The organism is Mesorhizobium sp. L-8-3 (assembly GCF_016756615.1).
Lineage (GTDB): Bacteria > Pseudomonadota > Alphaproteobacteria > Rhizobiales > Rhizobiaceae.
The window spans coordinates 6579416-6594917 of sequence record NZ_AP023262.1; the positions used below are offsets into that span (position 1 = coordinate 6579416).

At 62.9% G+C, this 15502-nt stretch carries 20 protein-coding genes and 1 tRNA gene; 12 read left to right on the plus strand and 9 right to left on the minus strand.

The genetic code is table 11. The features are described from left to right. Positions 1-62 precede the first annotated feature (62 nt). From JN302_RS30475 to JN302_RS30485, 3 genes are all read left to right on the plus strand, one after another. A complete protein-coding gene (locus JN302_RS30475; RefSeq protein ID WP_202308063.1) occupies positions 63-1010 on the plus strand; it encodes a lysylphosphatidylglycerol synthase domain-containing protein in 948 nt (315 codons plus the stop codon). A 294-nt stretch (positions 1011-1304) separates the two neighbouring features. Beyond that, positions 1305-1378: transfer RNA gene (locus tag JN302_RS30480), tRNA-Gln, on the plus strand. Positions 1379-1628: 250 nt separating this feature from the next. Next, positions 1629-2144, plus strand: a complete 516-nt coding sequence (locus JN302_RS30485; protein ID WP_202308065.1) for a hypothetical protein — start codon at positions 1629-1631, stop codon at positions 2142-2144. A gap of 575 nt (positions 2145-2719) precedes the next feature. Here JN302_RS30485 and JN302_RS30490 read toward each other — a convergent pair. The 3 genes from JN302_RS30490 to JN302_RS30500 form a co-directional block, all read right to left on the minus strand. Then, positions 2720-3133 (minus strand): type II toxin-antitoxin system VapC family toxin, encoded by a 414-nt coding sequence (locus JN302_RS30490; RefSeq protein WP_202330180.1) that lies wholly within the window; start codon positions 3131-3133, stop codon positions 2720-2722. Continuing rightward, complete coding sequence (locus tag JN302_RS30495; RefSeq protein WP_202308069.1) at positions 3130-3378, minus strand: type II toxin-antitoxin system VapB family antitoxin; 249 nt, start codon at positions 3376-3378, stop codon at positions 3130-3132. Before JN302_RS30495 ends, JN302_RS30490 begins: the two co-directional genes overlap by 4 nt. Before the next feature lie 102 nt (positions 3379-3480). Further along, positions 3481-3654, minus strand: a complete 174-nt coding sequence (locus JN302_RS30500; protein ID WP_202308071.1) for a hypothetical protein — start codon at positions 3652-3654, stop codon at positions 3481-3483. Between the two features lie 355 nt (positions 3655-4009). On the opposite strand from JN302_RS30500, the gene JN302_RS30505 reads away from it, so the two are divergent. The 5 genes from JN302_RS30505 to JN302_RS30525 all read left to right on the plus strand — a co-directional run bounded on the left by JN302_RS30505 (position 4010) and on the right by JN302_RS30525 (position 6045). Next, a complete protein-coding gene (locus JN302_RS30505; protein WP_342215882.1) occupies positions 4010-4537 on the plus strand; it encodes a hypothetical protein in 528 nt (175 codons plus the stop codon). Between the two features lie 2 nt (positions 4538-4539). Then, positions 4540-4854: a helix-turn-helix transcriptional regulator gene (locus JN302_RS30510; RefSeq protein WP_202308073.1), complete on the plus strand. Its 315-nt coding sequence runs from the start codon at positions 4540-4542 to the stop codon at positions 4852-4854. A 107-nt stretch (positions 4855-4961) separates the two neighbouring features. Continuing rightward, positions 4962-5177, plus strand: coding sequence for a hypothetical protein (locus JN302_RS30515; protein WP_202334599.1), 216 nt, complete (start codon positions 4962-4964; stop codon positions 5175-5177). A 62-nt stretch (positions 5178-5239) separates the two neighbouring features. Beyond that, positions 5240-5539 (plus strand): hypothetical protein, encoded by a 300-nt coding sequence (locus tag JN302_RS30520; RefSeq protein WP_202308076.1) that lies wholly within the window; start codon positions 5240-5242, stop codon positions 5537-5539. Positions 5540-5637: 98 nt separating this feature from the next. Beyond that, positions 5638-6045 carry a CAP domain-containing protein gene (locus JN302_RS30525; protein WP_244846716.1) on the plus strand — a complete coding sequence of 136 codons (408 nt, stop codon included), beginning with the start codon at positions 5638-5640 and terminating at the stop codon, positions 6043-6045. 229 nt (positions 6046-6274) lie between these two features. On the opposite strand, the gene JN302_RS30530 is transcribed toward JN302_RS30525, so the two are convergent. After that, positions 6275-6772 (minus strand): hypothetical protein, encoded by a 498-nt coding sequence (locus JN302_RS30530; protein WP_202308078.1) that lies wholly within the window; start codon positions 6770-6772, stop codon positions 6275-6277. A gap of 119 nt (positions 6773-6891) precedes the next feature. Continuing rightward, the gene (locus tag JN302_RS30535; protein ID WP_202308079.1) at positions 6892-7134 is read right to left on the minus strand and encodes a DUF2934 domain-containing protein; all 243 of its coding nucleotides are present in this window, start codon (positions 7132-7134) and stop codon (positions 6892-6894) included. A gap of 328 nt (positions 7135-7462) precedes the next feature. On the opposite strand from JN302_RS30535, the gene JN302_RS30540 reads away from it, so the two are divergent. Continuing rightward, positions 7463-7867 (plus strand): MAPEG family protein, encoded by a 405-nt coding sequence (locus tag JN302_RS30540; RefSeq protein WP_244846029.1) that lies wholly within the window; start codon positions 7463-7465, stop codon positions 7865-7867. A gap of 375 nt (positions 7868-8242) precedes the next feature. Here the strand turns inward: JN302_RS30540 and JN302_RS30545 are convergent, their stop codons facing one another. After that, entirely contained in the window at positions 8243-9832 is a 1590-nt protein-coding gene (locus JN302_RS30545; RefSeq protein ID WP_202308081.1) for a calcium-binding protein, read from the minus strand. 339 nt (positions 9833-10171) lie between these two features. Here JN302_RS30545 and JN302_RS30550 point away from each other — a divergent pair, with 339 nt between their 5' ends. Continuing rightward, a complete protein-coding gene (locus JN302_RS30550) occupies positions 10172-10786 on the plus strand; it encodes a TetR/AcrR family transcriptional regulator (protein WP_202308082.1) in 615 nt (204 codons plus the stop codon). 6 nt (positions 10787-10792) lie between these two features. Further along, positions 10793-11941, plus strand: a complete 1149-nt coding sequence (locus JN302_RS30555; RefSeq protein ID WP_202308083.1) for an acyl-CoA dehydrogenase family protein — start codon at positions 10793-10795, stop codon at positions 11939-11941. 107 nt (positions 11942-12048) lie between these two features. On the opposite strand, the gene JN302_RS30560 is transcribed toward JN302_RS30555, so the two are convergent. Next, positions 12049-12501 (minus strand): hypothetical protein, encoded by a 453-nt coding sequence (locus tag JN302_RS30560; RefSeq protein ID WP_244742341.1) that lies wholly within the window; start codon positions 12499-12501, stop codon positions 12049-12051. A 259-nt stretch (positions 12502-12760) separates the two neighbouring features. Between JN302_RS30560 and JN302_RS30565 the strand changes: the two genes are divergently transcribed. Next, on the plus strand, positions 12761-13489 hold the full coding sequence (locus JN302_RS30565) for an SDR family oxidoreductase (protein WP_446720687.1): 729 nt from the start codon (positions 12761-12763) through the stop codon (positions 13487-13489). 3 nt (positions 13490-13492) lie between these two features. Here the strand turns inward: JN302_RS30565 and JN302_RS30570 are convergent, their stop codons facing one another. Both JN302_RS30570 and JN302_RS30575 read right to left on the minus strand, forming a co-directional pair. Further along, positions 13493-14701: a LysR family transcriptional regulator gene (locus JN302_RS30570; RefSeq protein ID WP_244846031.1), complete on the minus strand. Its 1209-nt coding sequence runs from the start codon at positions 14699-14701 to the stop codon at positions 13493-13495. A 327-nt stretch (positions 14702-15028) separates the two neighbouring features. Then, a complete protein-coding gene (locus tag JN302_RS30575) occupies positions 15029-15370 on the minus strand; it encodes a winged helix-turn-helix domain-containing protein (protein ID WP_202308085.1) in 342 nt (113 codons plus the stop codon). Positions 15371-15502: the final 132 nt, after the last annotated feature.

The following is a 15502-nucleotide window of genomic DNA, read 5'->3' on the forward strand; positions in this document are numbered from 1 at the left end:
CGGCTGAAGTCCTCGGGGCCGGACATCTCGGAAGGCCTCTGGACGGGAGGCGACCGCACAGGATGAAGTGGAAGGACTATGTCTGGCCCGCGATCGGGCTGGCTGCCGTGGCGTTTTCGGGGTGGCTGCTCTATGGCGAACTGCGCGGTATTTCGGCGAGCGACGTCATCGCCGGCTTCCAGGCCATCCCGCTCCATCGCTGGCTGCTTGCCGCGGGCGGCGCGGTCGTGGCCTATGCGGCGCTGGCCGGTTACGACCATATCGCGCTCACCCATCTCGGAAAACGTGTGTCCTGGGTGTTCGTGACGCTCTGTTCCTTCACGACCTACGCACTCTCCCACAATATCGGCGGCTCGGTCGCCTCGGGTGCCGTCATCCGCTACCGGGCCTATGCCACGAAGGGCCTGACGGGGCAGGATGTCGGCATCCTGGTCGCCTTCTGCTGGTTCACCTTCATCCTGGCGACGGTGTTCCTGCTGGGTGTCGTGCTCGTGCTGGAACCCGGCCTCACTGATCGGTTCGTCGACATCGAGGCCTTGCCGATCACGCTTTCGGCGACCACGGGCTATCTTTGCCTCGCGCTCGTCGCGCTCTATGTGCTGGGAAGCTGGATCGGCTTCCGCCCGCTGCGCATCGGCGGCGTGCGGCTCGACTATCCCAGCCTGCCGAACGTGGCGCGCCAGCTCACCATCGGCCCGATCGAGCTCATCGGCGCCGCTTCGATCATCTACTTCGCACTGCCGGAGGCCGGTAATCCCGGCTTCATCATCGTGCTCGGCGTCTTCATCATCGCCTTCTCCGTGGCCTCGGCCACCCATGCCCCCGGAGGCATCGGCGTGTTCGAGATCGTGGCGCTGGCCGGCTTCACCGACATGGACACCGTGTCCGTGCTCACGGCCCTGCTGGTCTTCCGGCTGTTCTACCTTATCGTGCCGCTGCTCCTGGCGCTGGTCGTGGTGATCGGCTTCGAACGCAGCCAGCTCGCCAGGCGCCGGCGACCGTTGGGGTAAGCCGGCCCGCCCAACCCGGCATAGACGCAGCCTCAAGCACGACGGTCGAGAACCGCCGGCTTGCAGCCGGCGTTACTGACCTCTGCTGAACCAGGGAAAGCGCCGGAACAGGCTTGAAGAAAGGGGCCGCGCTGGAGCGACGCACGCGTAGAACCGTCCTCGCCCTGCGTCAGCGGCGCCTTCATTTTCTTCAACGGTTGAATGCGCAAGCGGGGTTGACTATTTTGAGGCCTTGCGCGATACGCAGGCCGCATAGCCGACATGGCTGCCGCTCGCGGCTCTAAAGCCGCTTGCTGGGGAATAGGTTAACGGTAGACCAGCGGACTCTGACTCCGTTAGTCCTGGTTCGAATCCAGGTTCCCCAGCCATCTCTTGTTTCTTCAATAAATTTAGTAGCTTACGAAAACTTCATCCTGTTCTTCATGATGATAACGGGCGTTTGCTTCTTCAGCGGATAGCATGATCGGAAGGATGAGGTCTTCCACCGGCTGGCCTCGCCACCATCCATAGCGGCATCATGGCAATTTTTCCCAAGACCTAAGACCCGCAACGCTGCAACAGTCGTGGCGGCCATGTTCCAGCGCCGTGTCGCTGCACGCTTATCAGTTGGAGGAAATCATGACGATCACAATTTCCCCGTTTCTCACCGCTCTCGTATCTGAAGGCCCCCCCGCCGACCGGGCGAAAGACATGGACCTGTATGGATGGCTGATTGGAAGCTGGGAGATGGACACGGTCCGCCATCTCGACGACGGCACAACCCAGGAATCGACTGGAGAAATCCATTTTGGCTGGGTGCTCGAAGGCCGTGCGATTCAGGACCTCTGGATCAGGCCCAAGCGCCCCGCGCCATCCACCATGTATGGCACGACTTTGCGCATATTCGATCCTGGGATCGGTGGCTGGCACATCATCTGGAGTGACCCGCTCAACCAGGATTACTCGCGCCAGATCGGGCGGGCCGAGGGTAAGGACATTGTCCAGATCGGCAATGACTCCCGAGGTCTGCAAACCCGATGGCGTTTCACCGAGATCACTGCCAACAGCTTCCATTGGATCGGCGAGGAAAGATCTGCCGAGAGCGACCCGTGGCAAGTGACCTATGAGCATTGGGCCCGCCGAACAAGTTCCTGAGCCGTTCGGACCGGTTGCCCCGGATGATCTCCTCCAGGCCTATGTCGGCAACACTGAGCGTCCTGAGACGCTCGTAGAATGCGGAAGCTGGCTCCCGGCCCGTTTCGTATATTGCGTACGCCGCGAGAGCGCTCGAATATCTCCGCGATCGAATGTTTCTCGCGACGGCGAGACGGTGAGCGAGGATCGCGCGCCTTGGCGTTGCGTGTCGAGAATTGAGGCTCTGCTGCCATCCCGGAGTTCCAATGTCCCAAGGATCGGGCTCTCGTCCCCGGCCATCAACCAAACCAGGCCTCAATATCTCGCTTGACCCCGCTGGAGGCCGACCATCACAGTCGACTGTTGGCCAATATCCACGCGGAAAACCCTGCGCTGGCAAGTTGGCGTTGCCAGTCAGCATATTGCCATCCCGCCGGCGACAATGAACGGATCACCGCCCGAGCCGCTCCCAATCCGGTGACAGTGCGCATTTTCTTTTCGCTTGCGACCGCGCTTCGTCAAGGCCGTGCCCAAACCATCCGACGGAACGGAGGGCCCGTCGCCAAGCCGCCTCCCACAAGGTATTGCCCGAAGTTTCAGAACGCCCAGGGCGAAACAAGGTCGAGGCCCGTTGTCTCGAAGTCGGTCAGGTTGCGGGTAGCCAAGCGGCCGCCGTTTATGCGGGCAATCGCCGCAATCATCCCATCCGGTGCCGACATTGCGCGCCCCTGGCGCATGGCTGTTCCCATGATTTCTCCGTATGCGAGCGCGGCTTCTTCCGTCAGCCCGAAGATGCGATCCGCGAAACGGCGACGCCAGTCGGACAGGCCCTGTTCCAGTCGTTCTGCGCGCTGATCTGGTCGTATTTTCTCTATGCCGAAGGCAATCTCGGCGATCGTGACCGTCGGAAGCGCGAGTTCGGCATCGTGTCGAACCAGCCAGGCGATGACCGCCTCGTCCGGTGCCTTCCTCAGGGTTTCGGAAACGACATTGGTGTCGAGGAAAATCAAAGATCGATGCCCTTGTGCGGCTTCCGCCCTTCCCTGACGATCCCTTCGAGGTCGATGTCGATGCCGACTTGCACCGAAAGACGCGCATAGAACGCCGCAGCGGGTTCGCGGCCTGCCTCGCGAATTTCATAGGATTCGAGGGCGCGCTCGACGATGTCGGCAATCGAGCGGTTTTCGCGGCGGGCGAGCCGATGGGCAAGATCGCGTGCCTTGGCACTGCGCACGGAGAGTTGAGGTTCCGCCATTTCCGGGCTCCTTTATTGGTCTAAACTTAGTCTTCCTGGAATCTGCCATCAAGATGGCTATTGGTATCACGCAGGCTGGCGCCCGGAAAATGGCGCCTGCATTCAATCGCTATGTCGGCGTCGACTGTTCAGGCGCAGGCGGAGTGGATCGCATATGCCGAAGCCAAGATCGCCGAAGGCGACGTCGCCAATCTCGGCCCGGAGGTGATCTTTCGCGACCTGGCCGCGATCCAGTCCTGTCTCGATTTGAGCAGCAATTTCGTCGCGAATGTTCACAGGCAGCCTCGGAATCGTCGGACCACACGCCAGGTGGGCAGTCCGGCCGGTCTCCCCTCCGCGGCGCTACTGCTAATTAGCGGCATGCCGGGCAGGATGCAAAGGAAGAAAACTCTGCCGCCCCTGGTTGAGACGGAGCTACGCGAATTGCCGGCCGACAATGGCCAGGCGATGCGAGCCATGACTTGTCTGAGAGAGTCTGCGATGAGGAGCGTAAGGATGGTGCCGACTTTCGTTTGCGGCCGCGCACGGCGGTGAGGTGCGGGAAGAGTTCTCGCCGCCTGGACAGGGCTGTCGCTGAAGCACCCGCTTGGCGTTCATGACCCAGGTGCTCTGCCCTTGCTGAGCCTTCCCGGTGACGGCGCCGCTTGTCGGTCGGCGCTACGCTAGCTACCTATTAGAAGTCGGGTCATCGGCCCCGAGCAGCAGCGGAGACAGTCGGATGGAGCACCGGACCGCCACGCCGAGCGATCTCGCCAAGGTCTTTGGCCAAATCGCCGAACGCATGACCGAGGAATACAAGGCCGCCGGCGGATCCGAGCAATCCGCAAAAGATGCGTTGCTCATGGACCTCCGTGAAGGCCGTGCACACACCATCCTACGGAACGGAGATCCCGTCGCCATCATCGCCTGGCATGAATCGGGCGGCTCCGCCGTCACCTCTTTTGCCGCCGACGAGAGCTTCTTCGCCGCATCCTCGGTTCGCTTCTGCAGGCGCCATATCCGGCGAATCCAGGCTCTGTGCGGCAATGTGCCGGTATATTACCGCAGTTGGTCCGAACGCGACGACGTTTCGAGGTGGTTCCGGATCATCGGCTTCGAACCGATTGGAGCCACAAACGGCGCAAGGATGTTCGTGTTGCACCCGGCGCCGGGAGGATAGCCATGGAGGCAGCCGTGATCACCGGACCGATCTGCAGGGCAGCGCGCGCCCTCGTCGAGGTCAGCCGCACCAGGCTTGCGGAAAACTCGGACGTGGACAAGGAAGTCATAGAAATGTTCGAGCGGGGCATTCACGTACCCGACAGCGAAACGATTGCGGCTCTTCGGTCGGCGCTTGAAGAATTCGGCGCCACCTTCATTCCGGAAGAGGGCTCGCAAGGCGCCGGCGTCAGGCTGAAGTTCAGCCGCTCGGTCACGAAGCGGCTGGGAAATCTGGAGAACGAAGGCGGGGTGGCGGCAAAGGACGACGTACCCTAGGCCATGAGGCCTTGCCGTTCTTCGGCTTCGCTCGCAACATTGCCTGCCGGTGGTCGATCATCAACTGCGTGTCGGTTCCATTCCCGCATTCGTTGTGAATTCGAACCGTGCCTGATACGCTGATCGCGGCGGAAGGCACCTATCCGGAGGACGCGATGAACAAGCTCATCGGCTTGGCCGCAATTATTCTGGGCTTTCTCGTTATGGCCGCAGGGTACAGATACGCCGCGCCGGGCTACTATGCAGGAGGGATAGCACTCATAGTGCTTGGCGTGATTTTCCTCGTGTCCAAGATTCTTCGCCGGAACCAACCCAATTCCTAGCGGGCAGCCACGCATATGGCGAAGGCCAGGCCTTCGTCCCAGTAAACCCGTCGGAAACGATCATGAAGTCGCCTTTTCCCCTGGCACTCGCCCTCTCCCTTCTGTCGCTCGATGCGCAGGCCATCTCTCGTTACAATCCGCAGGATATGGCGTGCGGCCGCGTCAAGGAGATACTGCGCAACGAAGGCGCGGCGATCCTGAATTGGAGATCGAAACGCAATCTTCCGCTCTATGACCGTTTCGTGACGCATGCCGGCTGGTGTGAGAACACCGAGATCACAAAGGCGACGGTGGTGCCCACCAATGACAGCGCATTCTGCCTGGTCCTCAGATGCATCCCGAAGGGCCACGATCCCAGCTGAAGAATGACCCCTCGCCTCCGCGCGGCATGCCGGCACTCCCAGGCTGCATCCCGTCACTCCCGGAGATGGGGAAGATGAAAATCCCGAAAACGATCGCCATGGCTGTTCTGGTCTCGAGCTGCGTCGGCACGGCACAGCCGGTTGTAGCCGCCGATTTCGGGCCCGAGACGCTGGGCCTCGTCAATTCCTACAGGGGGAACCGCGGGCTTCCCCTTCTATCCTCTCACCCCACGTTGAAGGCGTTGGCGAGGCAGCACAGCCAATACCAGGCTGCCAGACACCACATCGGGCACGATGGCTATCGTGAGAGATCGGCCAAAGCCAAGGCTGCTGGAACAAGCGGAATATGTGTCGAAAATGTCGGGGCCGGCTATCGAGATGCGCGGCAGCTTTTTTCCGGATGGCGGAGTTCCCGACGTCACAACAGGAACCTGCTTCGGCCAGGGCTCCGATACGCCGGAATCTCCGTCGTTGGCGGTTACGCGACTTTCTTCGCGTGTGAATAGCGCTGCCCCCGGGCCCGGCGCCCATCAGCCCATCGCAAGCGGCGTCGGCAGCTGTGTCCAAGCGTGGATACGCCGCCAGCAATCCTGCAGATCCTCAAGCCGCGTCGCAGGTCCCGCTCGGCGATGTCGGCAATCGGAGATTTACCGGGTGGGCAGATCGCCCGTATCCGAGCGGCGAGAATGCCCTCTTCCGCCAATCGGCGACCGCCTCGATGCTCCGTGTCGCGGCCTATCTGTCCGCGTCTTCCCGGTCTCGGTGGAAGAACAACCGGATCTCCTCCATGGTGACACGGCCGTCGCCGTCATCGTCCACCGCATCGAAGACCCGTTCCTGGACATCCCTGATCTCTTCCAGGGAAAGCGCGCCGTCGCCGTCGGAATCCACGACCGCCAGCATGATCTTCATCCTGGCTGCATGCATCGCTCCCCGCCTTTCGTGGCCGCGGCCCCAATGACGGGCTTCCCGCATGCCGCGCCGGCCCATGCGATCCCCGTCCTGCTGGCGAGCCAAGCGACGCCCGGCGTCACGTTCGCCGCCGGGACGGTCCCCACGCATCATGTCCTGCATCATGTCGCGCATCATTCCGCGCATTTCCTCGCGCATCTCTTCCGTCATCCCGGACGGTTGCTGCGGCGGCTGAGCAGGGGCGGTCTCCTGAGCGAATGAAGGCGCTGCCGAGAAGGTCAGAAGGCCGGCAGCCACCGCCAGGTTGCGAAGTGTGGTCATGATTTTCTCCTCTTGTCATCGGGGTTGGTTCGGTGCCTGCCGGTGGGCCTGGCACTATCGCGGACTCCCCCTTGGGAGCGCCCCTGCCGATACAAGGCGCCGGGGCGCCTCCTCGACCCTCATCCGCCAGAGCTGTTCTTGCCGCGGCTCTGGCCCCGTCTTTTGCGGGGGACCTTCGCCAGTTGCTCGATATTCGCCATGCCTTCGGCATCCGGAGCGGCTTCTTCGCCTTCCTCCCACCGATCAGCTGCTTTCAGCTCCGCTTCGGCCTCGAGCCAATGGTCCATCTCCCGGCCTTCAGGCCGCCCCTCCCTTTCCCACATGGCATGGGCGCGTGCGCGGATGCGCTCCTTCTCCCGCATGAACTCCTCCCACGGAAACGACGGCTTCGTTCTTTCCTCGAAACGGCCGACGCGGCAAAAGGTTCGCCTGCCCGGTCATGGGGCTGGCGGCTGACGGGTCGGCCAACAGGTCTGCTGCCCGTCCAAGCCGCCATGCCCCGCAAGCCACTCGCGAAGCCTATGGCTTTCCGACCTCCATGCAGCCACCGGCTGCGTTCAAGAAGTCATGACGGACGTCGGCTCATTTGGGGACACGCCAGGCTCTTCAGCGACCGACGCCTGTCCTCTTGCAACCACGAGCAACGTTTGATTACCTCTGATCCGTTTCGTAGCGTGGGGAAGCGGAACAATGGCATCGCACACGGTATTCGCGTTGACCGGTTTCATCGCCTGGGCGTTGTTCCTGCTCATCCTGATGGAAGTGATCAGAGCCTACTTCGTTTCCATAAGACAGGTAGCTGCGAACGCTTTCAAGCCCGACAATTCCGGGCTGCCGCCGTTCATGCAGCGTCTGGCGCGCGCTCATATGAATTGCATCGAGGGCCTGCCGATCTTTGGGGGCCTCATGGCCGTCGCGATCATGACCATGAGAACAGATGTCACCGACGGCCTTGCATATTGGGTCTTGGCGGCAAGGGTAGCGCAGTCATCCATCCATCTCGCCTCGGGCAGCGAGACCGCCGCGACGTTGCGTTTTCTGGCATTTGCCGTCCAACTCGTCATCGCCGTTTATTGGGTGTTCAAGCTTTCCTGAGGGACACCCTGACGCTCAAAACCATGCAGGCCGCTCGGAGCTTCGCGCACAAGCCGCCGGAGGCCATGGTCAACGATCGGTTAACACCTCGAGCGCATAAAGCCACACGGGCGGTGCGGTTGATCAGAGAGGGCCGTCACCGATGGCATACAACTGGGATCGAGGACCGACTCGCCTCGAGCGCTACGGGAAGACAATCGCGATCATCATGCTGATCGCCGCCGCAGGCGCGGTCGCACTCCATTCGGGGATCTTCGCGAACTGATCCGGTTCTGCGTGATGCCGGCGCTAAACGCAGCCGCATGTCCCCAAGACTTCGTCTCATCGGTCAGGACCGCCCACCCAGACGATCGGTCCCTTTCAGCAGCCGGCGCCTCAGGCAAGCAAGAGCTGGCGCGCCGGGTCCGATACGAGTTCGGCCCAGCTATCGACCGCGCCGGTTCCGAGCCCCACCAGGACGATTTCGGTTCCGGCGTCGAAGGTGACGATGACATTGCCGCCGGCTCCAAGGTCGTCGAAACTCGACAAGACATCGAGATCATCGACGAGACCGGCCGCTCCCTGATCGGTAACGCCTACGAAGTGGAAGATGTCGCTCGCGATCGCGAAATCGGCGATCGTGTCCTCGCCTTGGCCGGATGCGGCATTGATCCGGAACGTGTCCACATCGTCCCCGCCGACGAAGCGATCGTTCCCGATGCCACCGACAAGGAGATCCCGACCGGTGCCGCCGTTGAGAACATTGCCGGTTCCGCCGACGACAGCGAGCAGGTCGTCGCCTGCGCCGCCGTCGAGCAGGCTTGCGCCGACCGAGCCGGGCGCGACGGTCGCCAGCAAGCGGTCGTTGCCGGCGCCGCCGTTCAGGATATTTTCCGCGCTGTCATCCGCCTCCAGCACCGCCGCCCTGGCCGAAAGGAAGGCTTCGAGGATGTCGTTGCCGTTCCCGCCGTTGAGCACGTTGGAGACATCGAGCGAGACATTGATGAAATTGGCGATGGCGACCGCGTCCAGGCGTGCCGTCAACCTGTCGTTGCCCTCCCCGCCCGAAAGCGAGTTCAATGCGCGGGCCGACAAGCCGAGAGCCGTGGAAGTCGCCGACAGGCTGTCGTTGCCCCACCCGCCGTCCAGTATGTTGGTTACGTCGGTAATCCCGTTCTCGCCGTCCGTGGAGTGGATCGCCACCAGCCTGTCATTTCCGTCCCCGCCCGAAAGCCTGTTGATCCCGATCGGCGTGCTCGTGTTGGAGTCCGTCAGGTTGAAGGCGCGCAGCACGTCGTTGCCGACGCCGCCGTCGAGGCGATTGGACACAAGCTCCGTGCCGTTGGAACGGCCTCGTGCGTCGGCATCCAGGACATCGTTGCCCTGTCCGCCAAGAAGCACGTTTTCGATCATGCTGACCATTCCGCTCCGTTCGGTATCGGCACGCACAAAGATGCGATCGTTCCCCCAGCCGCCATCGACGGTGACATTAGTCACACTGTCGCGGATCGTGCCGGTGGCGTCTGCGACGGCATTGATGGAATCGTTGCCGCTCCCGCCCCGGATGTCGATCGCGAAGGTGACACTGATGGTGGACGGCTCGGCAACGAAGGCCCTCGCCGCGATCGTATCGTTGCCCGTTCCGCCGCTCAGAAGCATGTCGATGGTGTTGCCGACGACAGCGCCGGCGCCGATCCCGCCTGTCAGGCCGACCGCGACGCGAAGGGTGTCATCGCCGTCGCCGCCCGACTGCACCGCCAGCGCATGAACCGGCACGCCCGCCGGCAACGGCAGTGTGAACCGGGTGGTCAGCGAGTCATTGCCGCTGCCTCCGATCAGGGCCGTGCGATTGAACCCACTGCTAAGCCTGTCGTTGCCGTCCAGACCGAACAGGATGTCGCCTTCCGCCCGCGCCGCGAGGACATCATTGTGCCTGGTGCCGAACATGAAGCTGCTCGGAAAGATGAGGGACAGCCAATCGGGCATGATTTCTCTCCTCGAAACCGGATATCTCTGCGACCAATGCACCCTCCAAAGGTTCTGGAACCTCTTCGGGAGGCCCGACCGGCGAGCGGTTGGGCGGCCGTTTTCAATGGCGACGAGCAGACCTTGGCCATCCCGTGCCCAAGGTTCATGTCGGCCTGCCGGTACGGGCCGATTGAGTGTTCAAGAGTGTGCCGCTTTGGGATTCATACCACTGCGGGCACGCGCGGTAATTTCGGCAAAACGGCGTAGAGACCCATTCGGCTTCCTCCGTTTCGTTGGTCTATTTACTTTCCTACCGTTCGGTAATAAACTTTGGTCGACCCATACGGTATCCCGGGAATGCCCCAATCGACCCGCATCGGAAGGCCGCCCAAGATCGAGAATGCCAGGCAGCGGATCCTCGACCACGCAGCCCGGCTTTTCGCCGAGAAAGGTTATGAGACCAGTTCGCTGGCCGAACTCGCCGAACGGCTGGGGCTCACCAAGCCGGCTCTCTACAATTACTTCGCGTCGAAGCAGGAGCTTTATGACGCCATCATCCTGGTCACCTTGAGCGGCCTGGTCGAGACGGTCACCGCGGCTGTCGCCTGCGAAAGCTCGCCCTCGGCAAAGCTGCGGCGCTTCATGATGAGTCACGCCCGCTATTTCGAGGCCCATCATGACGGCTTCGTCGCCATGCTCATAGGCTTCGGCGGCATGGACAGCATGGAATTCCGCAAAGAGGCCCTCGCGCTGCGCAACGAGCATGAGCATCTTCTGCGTGCCATCCTCGCGGATGGCGTCGAAGCAGGCGCCTTCAGAACCATCGACCCGGTGACGGCCAGCCGCGCGATCCTGTCGCTGCTCAACTGGATGGCCCGCTGGTTCAAGCCGGGCGGCGGCAAATCGGCGGAACAATTCGCGCTCGACTATTTCGAGCTTCTCGCCCTGGAACGAACCGGAAGGACGGACTGAAGCACCATGCCCACGGATTCCCAGACATTCGGCCTGCTCATCGAGACCGTGCGCCGTTTCGTGCATGAGCGGCTGATCCCCCTGGAGGAAGAGGTCGCGCAAAGGAACGAGATCCCCGCCGAGATCGTCGCGGAGATGCGCGAGCTCGGGCTCTTCGGCCTTTCGATCCCGGAGGAATTCGGCGGGCTCGGTCTTTCCATGGAGGAAGAAGTTCGAGTCGTCTTCGAGCTCGGCGAGACATCGCCCGCTTTCCGCTCGATCGCCGGCACCAATATCGGCATCGGTTCGCAGTCGATCGTGATCGCCGGCTCGCCGGCGCAGCGCGACGCCTATCTCGGCCGCCTCGCATCGGGCGAGATGATCGGCTCCTTCGCCCTCACCGAGCCTGACGCCGGCTCGGACGCAATGTCCATCACCACCACGGCGCGCCGCGATGGCGGAAGCTATGTGCTCAACGGCACGAAACGCTACATCACCAATGCCCCCGTGGCGGGCCTGTTCTCGGTCATGGCCCGCACCGGCGACGGCCGCTCGGCCGACGCCATCTCCTGCTTCCTCGTCGAAGCCGGCACGCCGGGCCTGAAGCTCGGCAAGCCCGACCGCAAGATGGGCCAGGCGGGCGCACTCACCTGCGATGTCGTCTTCGAGGATTGCCGCGTACCGGCGACAGCGCTGCTCGGCGGCGTCGAAGGCAACGGCTTCCGCACCGCGATGAAGGTGCTCGACAAGGGCAGGATCCATATCGCGGCGCTCTGCGTGGGCATTGCCGAGCGCCTCATCCGCGACGCCTGCCGTTTCGCGGCCGAGCGGCGCCAGTTCGGCAAGCCGATCGGCGACTTCCAGCTCGTCCAGGCCATGATCGCCGACAGCAGGACGGAAGCGCTCGCCGCACGCAGCCTCGTGCTCGACGCCGCACGCAAGCGCGACCGGGGCGAGAAGGTGAGGCTGGAGGCCGCCTGCGCGAAGCTCTTCGCATCCGAAATGGTCGGGCGTGTCGCCGACCGCGCGGTCCAGATCCATGGCGGCGCCGGCTACATGGCAGACTATGCCGTCGAGCGCTTCTATCGCGACGTCAGGCTGTTCCGCATCTTCGAAGGCACCAGCCAGATCCAGCAACTCGTCATCGCGCGCGAGACCATGGCCGCCTGTGCGTGATGCCCAGGCGCATCTGATCGCGATCGTGTCGACTTCATGCGGCGCGGGAAATCAGCCTCCGCTTGACCGCCCTGTCGCCTCATCGAACCGGCGGCGGCAGAGGGCGCTCAGCGGGCGTGCCCTGCGCCCAGAACCTCGGCCACCGCGCGTTCGACGCGGGTCGCCTCGGTGACCATCCAGTCGGACATGGCCGGCCAATTATCCTCCGCGAAGCAGTTGACCCGCCAGATCGTACCGAATTCCGGCCCGTCGTAGCGTTGTTCCGGCCTCAGCTTCAGCCTGGCATCCAATGCATCGCGGTGCCGGCTCATGCGCTGATCGACCTGGATGGCACCCAGCCTTTCGTTGCGGCCGAAGAACACGCCGACAAGATCCCGCCCCGGCGCGACATACATGGTGATGACCATCTCGAAGGCGGGAACGCCGCGCTGCCAGAACCAGGGGCCGTACTTCGCCCTGCGTGCCCGTTCCTCGGGATGCCGTTCCGCGAACAACGCCCAGAAGGCGCCGTGGCGGAACTCCGCGGCGCGGCCGGCACCCATGACGGAACGTGCCTTCATCCCTGGTCTCGTTTCTCCGTCGCTCGGCAAACAGCTATAGCGCAGCCAAACCGTCATGTGCATCCCGGCATTCCGGGAAGGCGCGGGCGCGACGGAGCCCTCGGCACGCTGGCCGCACTTGATGCGGCGCTTGCCGGGCATCGGATTCTCCGATCGCCACAATCGTATGTTCCCGTTTCCTTTCGCCGCCCCCGGCCGGGTAGATCTCCGGTCATTCGGCGCGGTTACTGCGCCCGCAACAGGTTGAAGGAGACTGGTTTTGGCGGAAACTCGCGAGCACGTCGTTATCGTCGGCGGCAGTTCCGGCATGGGGTTGGCTCTTGCCGGGAGACTGCTCACGTCAGGAGTTGTGGTCACGATTGTCGGCCGTTCTTCCGAACGGCTGTCACAGGCCCGGGAAAAGCTCGGCAAAGTGTCTTCGCTTCAAACGGCCACGGCAGACGCCACGCGCGAAGATCAAGTAGAGCAACTGTTTCGATCTGTCGGCAACCTGCATCACATCGTCTCGACCGCCGCAGACGTGGGCGGGGTCTACGTGCCGCTGCCCGACATGGACATGTCGATTGCCCGTCGCGTTGTCGACTCGAAAGTGATTGCGCCGCTTCTGCTGGCCAAGCATGGCGCTCCCCGGCTGGCTCCCGGTGGGTCGATCACCTTCACCTCAGGCATCGCGGCGTATCGGCCGGCACCGAACGGGTCGGTCGTGGCTGCGATCAACGGAGCGATCGAATCGCTTGTCTACGCGCTCGCGATCGAACTGGCGCCGGTACGCGTGAATGCCGTTTCACCGGGATGGGTGGACACGCCGATCTGGGATTCGGTCGCCGGAGAAGGGAAGAAGGCGGCCTTGGAAGCCATGGCAAAGCGGCTGCCGGTCGGAAGAATCGGCCAGGCGGACGACATCGCGCACGCAATCGAGTCGATCATGCGGAACGGATTCATCTCCGGAACGGTGGTCCATGTCGACGGCGGCCAACGTCTGGTCTGATCGTTAAAGGCACTCCCTGGCCGTGGCGAGGAACGCCGCCAGCGCCGGAGCATACACGCGCCGATGCCGCCACATCATGGTGACAGGCGCTGTCCGGCGCCTGCCCGACCAAGGAATTGCGACAACATGGCCAGGGTGCTTCGCGAGGGCCGATCGGGGAACCAGCGCGCAACCGAGGCCCGCCTCGACAAGTCCCCGGATCAAACCCAGGCTTGCGAACTCTCCCATCGGTTTCGGGCGTTTCGGGAGTATTGCAAAAGCCTCGTCGAACATCCTTCGATAGATACAGCCGGGCTGGGTTACCAGGAAGGCGTCGTTGGCAAGATCCTCGGGCCCGACTTCCGTGCGTCCAGCCAATCGATGGTTCGGCGGCAGGATGATCAACAGTTGCTCCTCGGCCAGCGCTTCGCTCCGGACATCCGTCTCTTCCGGCGCCTCGCCGAAGAAGAAGCCTGCGTCGAGGTCGCCGTTCCTTATCCCGCGGCGCAGGCTGCCGCTGTCAGCGGTCTTCAGGGTCAGTTCCACCGCAGCGTGTCGGCGATGGAATTCCGCAATCAGTTCCGGCAGCCGGGCCGCACAAAGCGTTTCGAGCCCGCCGATGACGAGGCTCCCGGCAACCGTATCGGAAGCCTCGGCAACCGCTGCGCGTGCTTCCCCGGCCAGTTTGAGCAATTCTGCTGCAAAGGCTTGCAGGCGCTGCCCCGCTGGAGTGAGCGAAAGCCTCCTGCGTGAACGATCGAAGAGCCGCGCGCCAAGCTCGGCCTCCAGCGACTGGATCTGTTCAGTGACACTTGACTGGGAAAGATGGACGCGTTCAGCCGCGCGCGTAAAGTTGAGCGTGTCGGCAACCGCTGCAAATGTGCTGAGATGGCGAAGCTGCATGCGTTGCCCCGTATCATCGAGTTGGAGGCCATGACTGCCGGCTCGACGAGAAAGATACCGGAATAATCTGTAATGCGTGGGTTTTGCTAGCCGATCCCTGTGGTGACAACAAGGTGCGGCCTGTCCGGCGCGAGGTGCTATCGGTGCCGATCGCCAGCCTTCGCCGAAGTCCAGGCACCTGCCTGCTCCTGTCGTGTGGTCGGTTGGTTGGGCGGATTGCGATATCTCCAGCCTTGCACCTGCCTCCGGCACAGCGGAGGCGCAAGGACATGCGACAATTTTGCAATGCAGGCATGCATGCTGGAAGGGTTGCAGCCAGGAAGGCTGCATCCTATCTCAGCGTCGTCGGTGATCATCCTCCTCCCAGATCACCGCGCCAGATGAAGCGCCGTCGATCCTCCTCCCCGACGGCGCTTTTTCTTTGCCCGCATCTCACATCGCATGCCCTGCCTGTCATCCAAATCCTGTGACAACTTTGCGCTCGAAAAATGCGGGAGCGACTATTGTCGAATCAGGCGGCAAATACTATCTGATTGGTGTTGGCGATCGTTCCTCCTCCCAGATCGCCACGTTAGATGAAGCGCCGTCGATCCTCCTCCCCGACGGCGCTTTTTTTTGCCTGGAATGCAGATATGCCGACGGCGCCCGCCAGGCCGTTCAGCCGGCCTCGATCTCCGCCTGCAGCGCGATCATATGCGGCTCGGCCGCCGAGGTTGCGGCGCGCTCTATGGCGCGGAACCGGGCGACCACGGCGAGCCCGACCGGTGTGAGCTGGGCGCCGCCGCCGCGCTTCCCGCCGGTCTGCGCCGAGACCACCGGCTTGCCGAAGAGCTTGTTCATCTCCTCGACCAGGTCCCAGGCGTGCTTGTAGGACATGCTCATGCGCCGCGCCGCGGCCGAGATCGAGCCGAAAGCGGCGATCTGCTCCAGAAGCTCGATCTTGCCGGGGCCGATTCGGCCGTCGGGATCGAGATTTATCCGCAGGCTGAGCGAAGGCAAATCATGTCACTCCGGCGTTCAAGCAGGTTTCGGAAAAGTGTCCCACGGTTTTCCGAAAAAAACCTGCGGCAAGAGAATTGGTCAGGCAGGTGAAGCGTGGGCGAAGCCACCCATTCCTGCTTGGGTCCAAAT

Excerpts from the sequence above, each read along its gene's own strand:
- JN302_RS30485 (WP_202308065.1), top strand. The coding sequence starts at position 1,629 with ATGACGATCACAATTTCCCCGTTTCTCACCGCTCTCGTATCTGAAGGC.
- JN302_RS30560 (WP_244742341.1), bottom strand. The coding sequence starts at position 12,501 with ATGAAGGCACGTTCCGTCATGGGTGCCGGCCGCGCCGCGGAGTTCCGC.
- JN302_RS30475 (WP_202308063.1), top strand. The coding sequence starts at position 63 with ATGAAGTGGAAGGACTATGTCTGGCCCGCGATCGGGCTGGCTGCCGTG.
- JN302_RS30540 (WP_244846029.1), top strand. The coding sequence starts at position 7,463 with ATGGCATCGCACACGGTATTCGCGTTGACCGGTTTCATCGCCTGGGCG.
- JN302_RS30510 (WP_202308073.1), top strand. The coding sequence starts at position 4,540 with ATGGAGGCAGCCGTGATCACCGGACCGATCTGCAGGGCAGCGCGCGCC.
- JN302_RS30555 (WP_202308083.1), top strand. The coding sequence starts at position 10,793 with ATGCCCACGGATTCCCAGACATTCGGCCTGCTCATCGAGACCGTGCGC.
- JN302_RS30545 (WP_202308081.1), bottom strand. The coding sequence starts at position 9,832 with ATGCCCGATTGGCTGTCCCTCATCTTTCCGAGCAGCTTCATGTTCGGC.
- JN302_RS30495 (WP_202308069.1), bottom strand. The coding sequence starts at position 3,378 with ATGGCGGAACCTCAACTCTCCGTGCGCAGTGCCAAGGCACGCGATCTT.
- JN302_RS30530 (WP_202308078.1), bottom strand. The coding sequence starts at position 6,772 with ATGACCACACTTCGCAACCTGGCGGTGGCTGCCGGCCTTCTGACCTTC.
- JN302_RS30570 (WP_244846031.1), bottom strand. The coding sequence starts at position 14,701 with ATGCAGCCTTCCTGGCTGCAACCCTTCCAGCATGCATGCCTGCATTGC.
- JN302_RS30520 (WP_202308076.1), top strand. The coding sequence starts at position 5,240 with ATGAAGTCGCCTTTTCCCCTGGCACTCGCCCTCTCCCTTCTGTCGCTC.
- JN302_RS30550 (WP_202308082.1), top strand. The coding sequence starts at position 10,172 with ATGCCCCAATCGACCCGCATCGGAAGGCCGCCCAAGATCGAGAATGCC.
- JN302_RS30535 (WP_202308079.1), bottom strand. The coding sequence starts at position 7,134 with ATGCGGGAGAAGGAGCGCATCCGCGCACGCGCCCATGCCATGTGGGAA.
- JN302_RS30525 (WP_244846716.1), top strand. The coding sequence starts at position 5,638 with ATGGCTGTTCTGGTCTCGAGCTGCGTCGGCACGGCACAGCCGGTTGTA.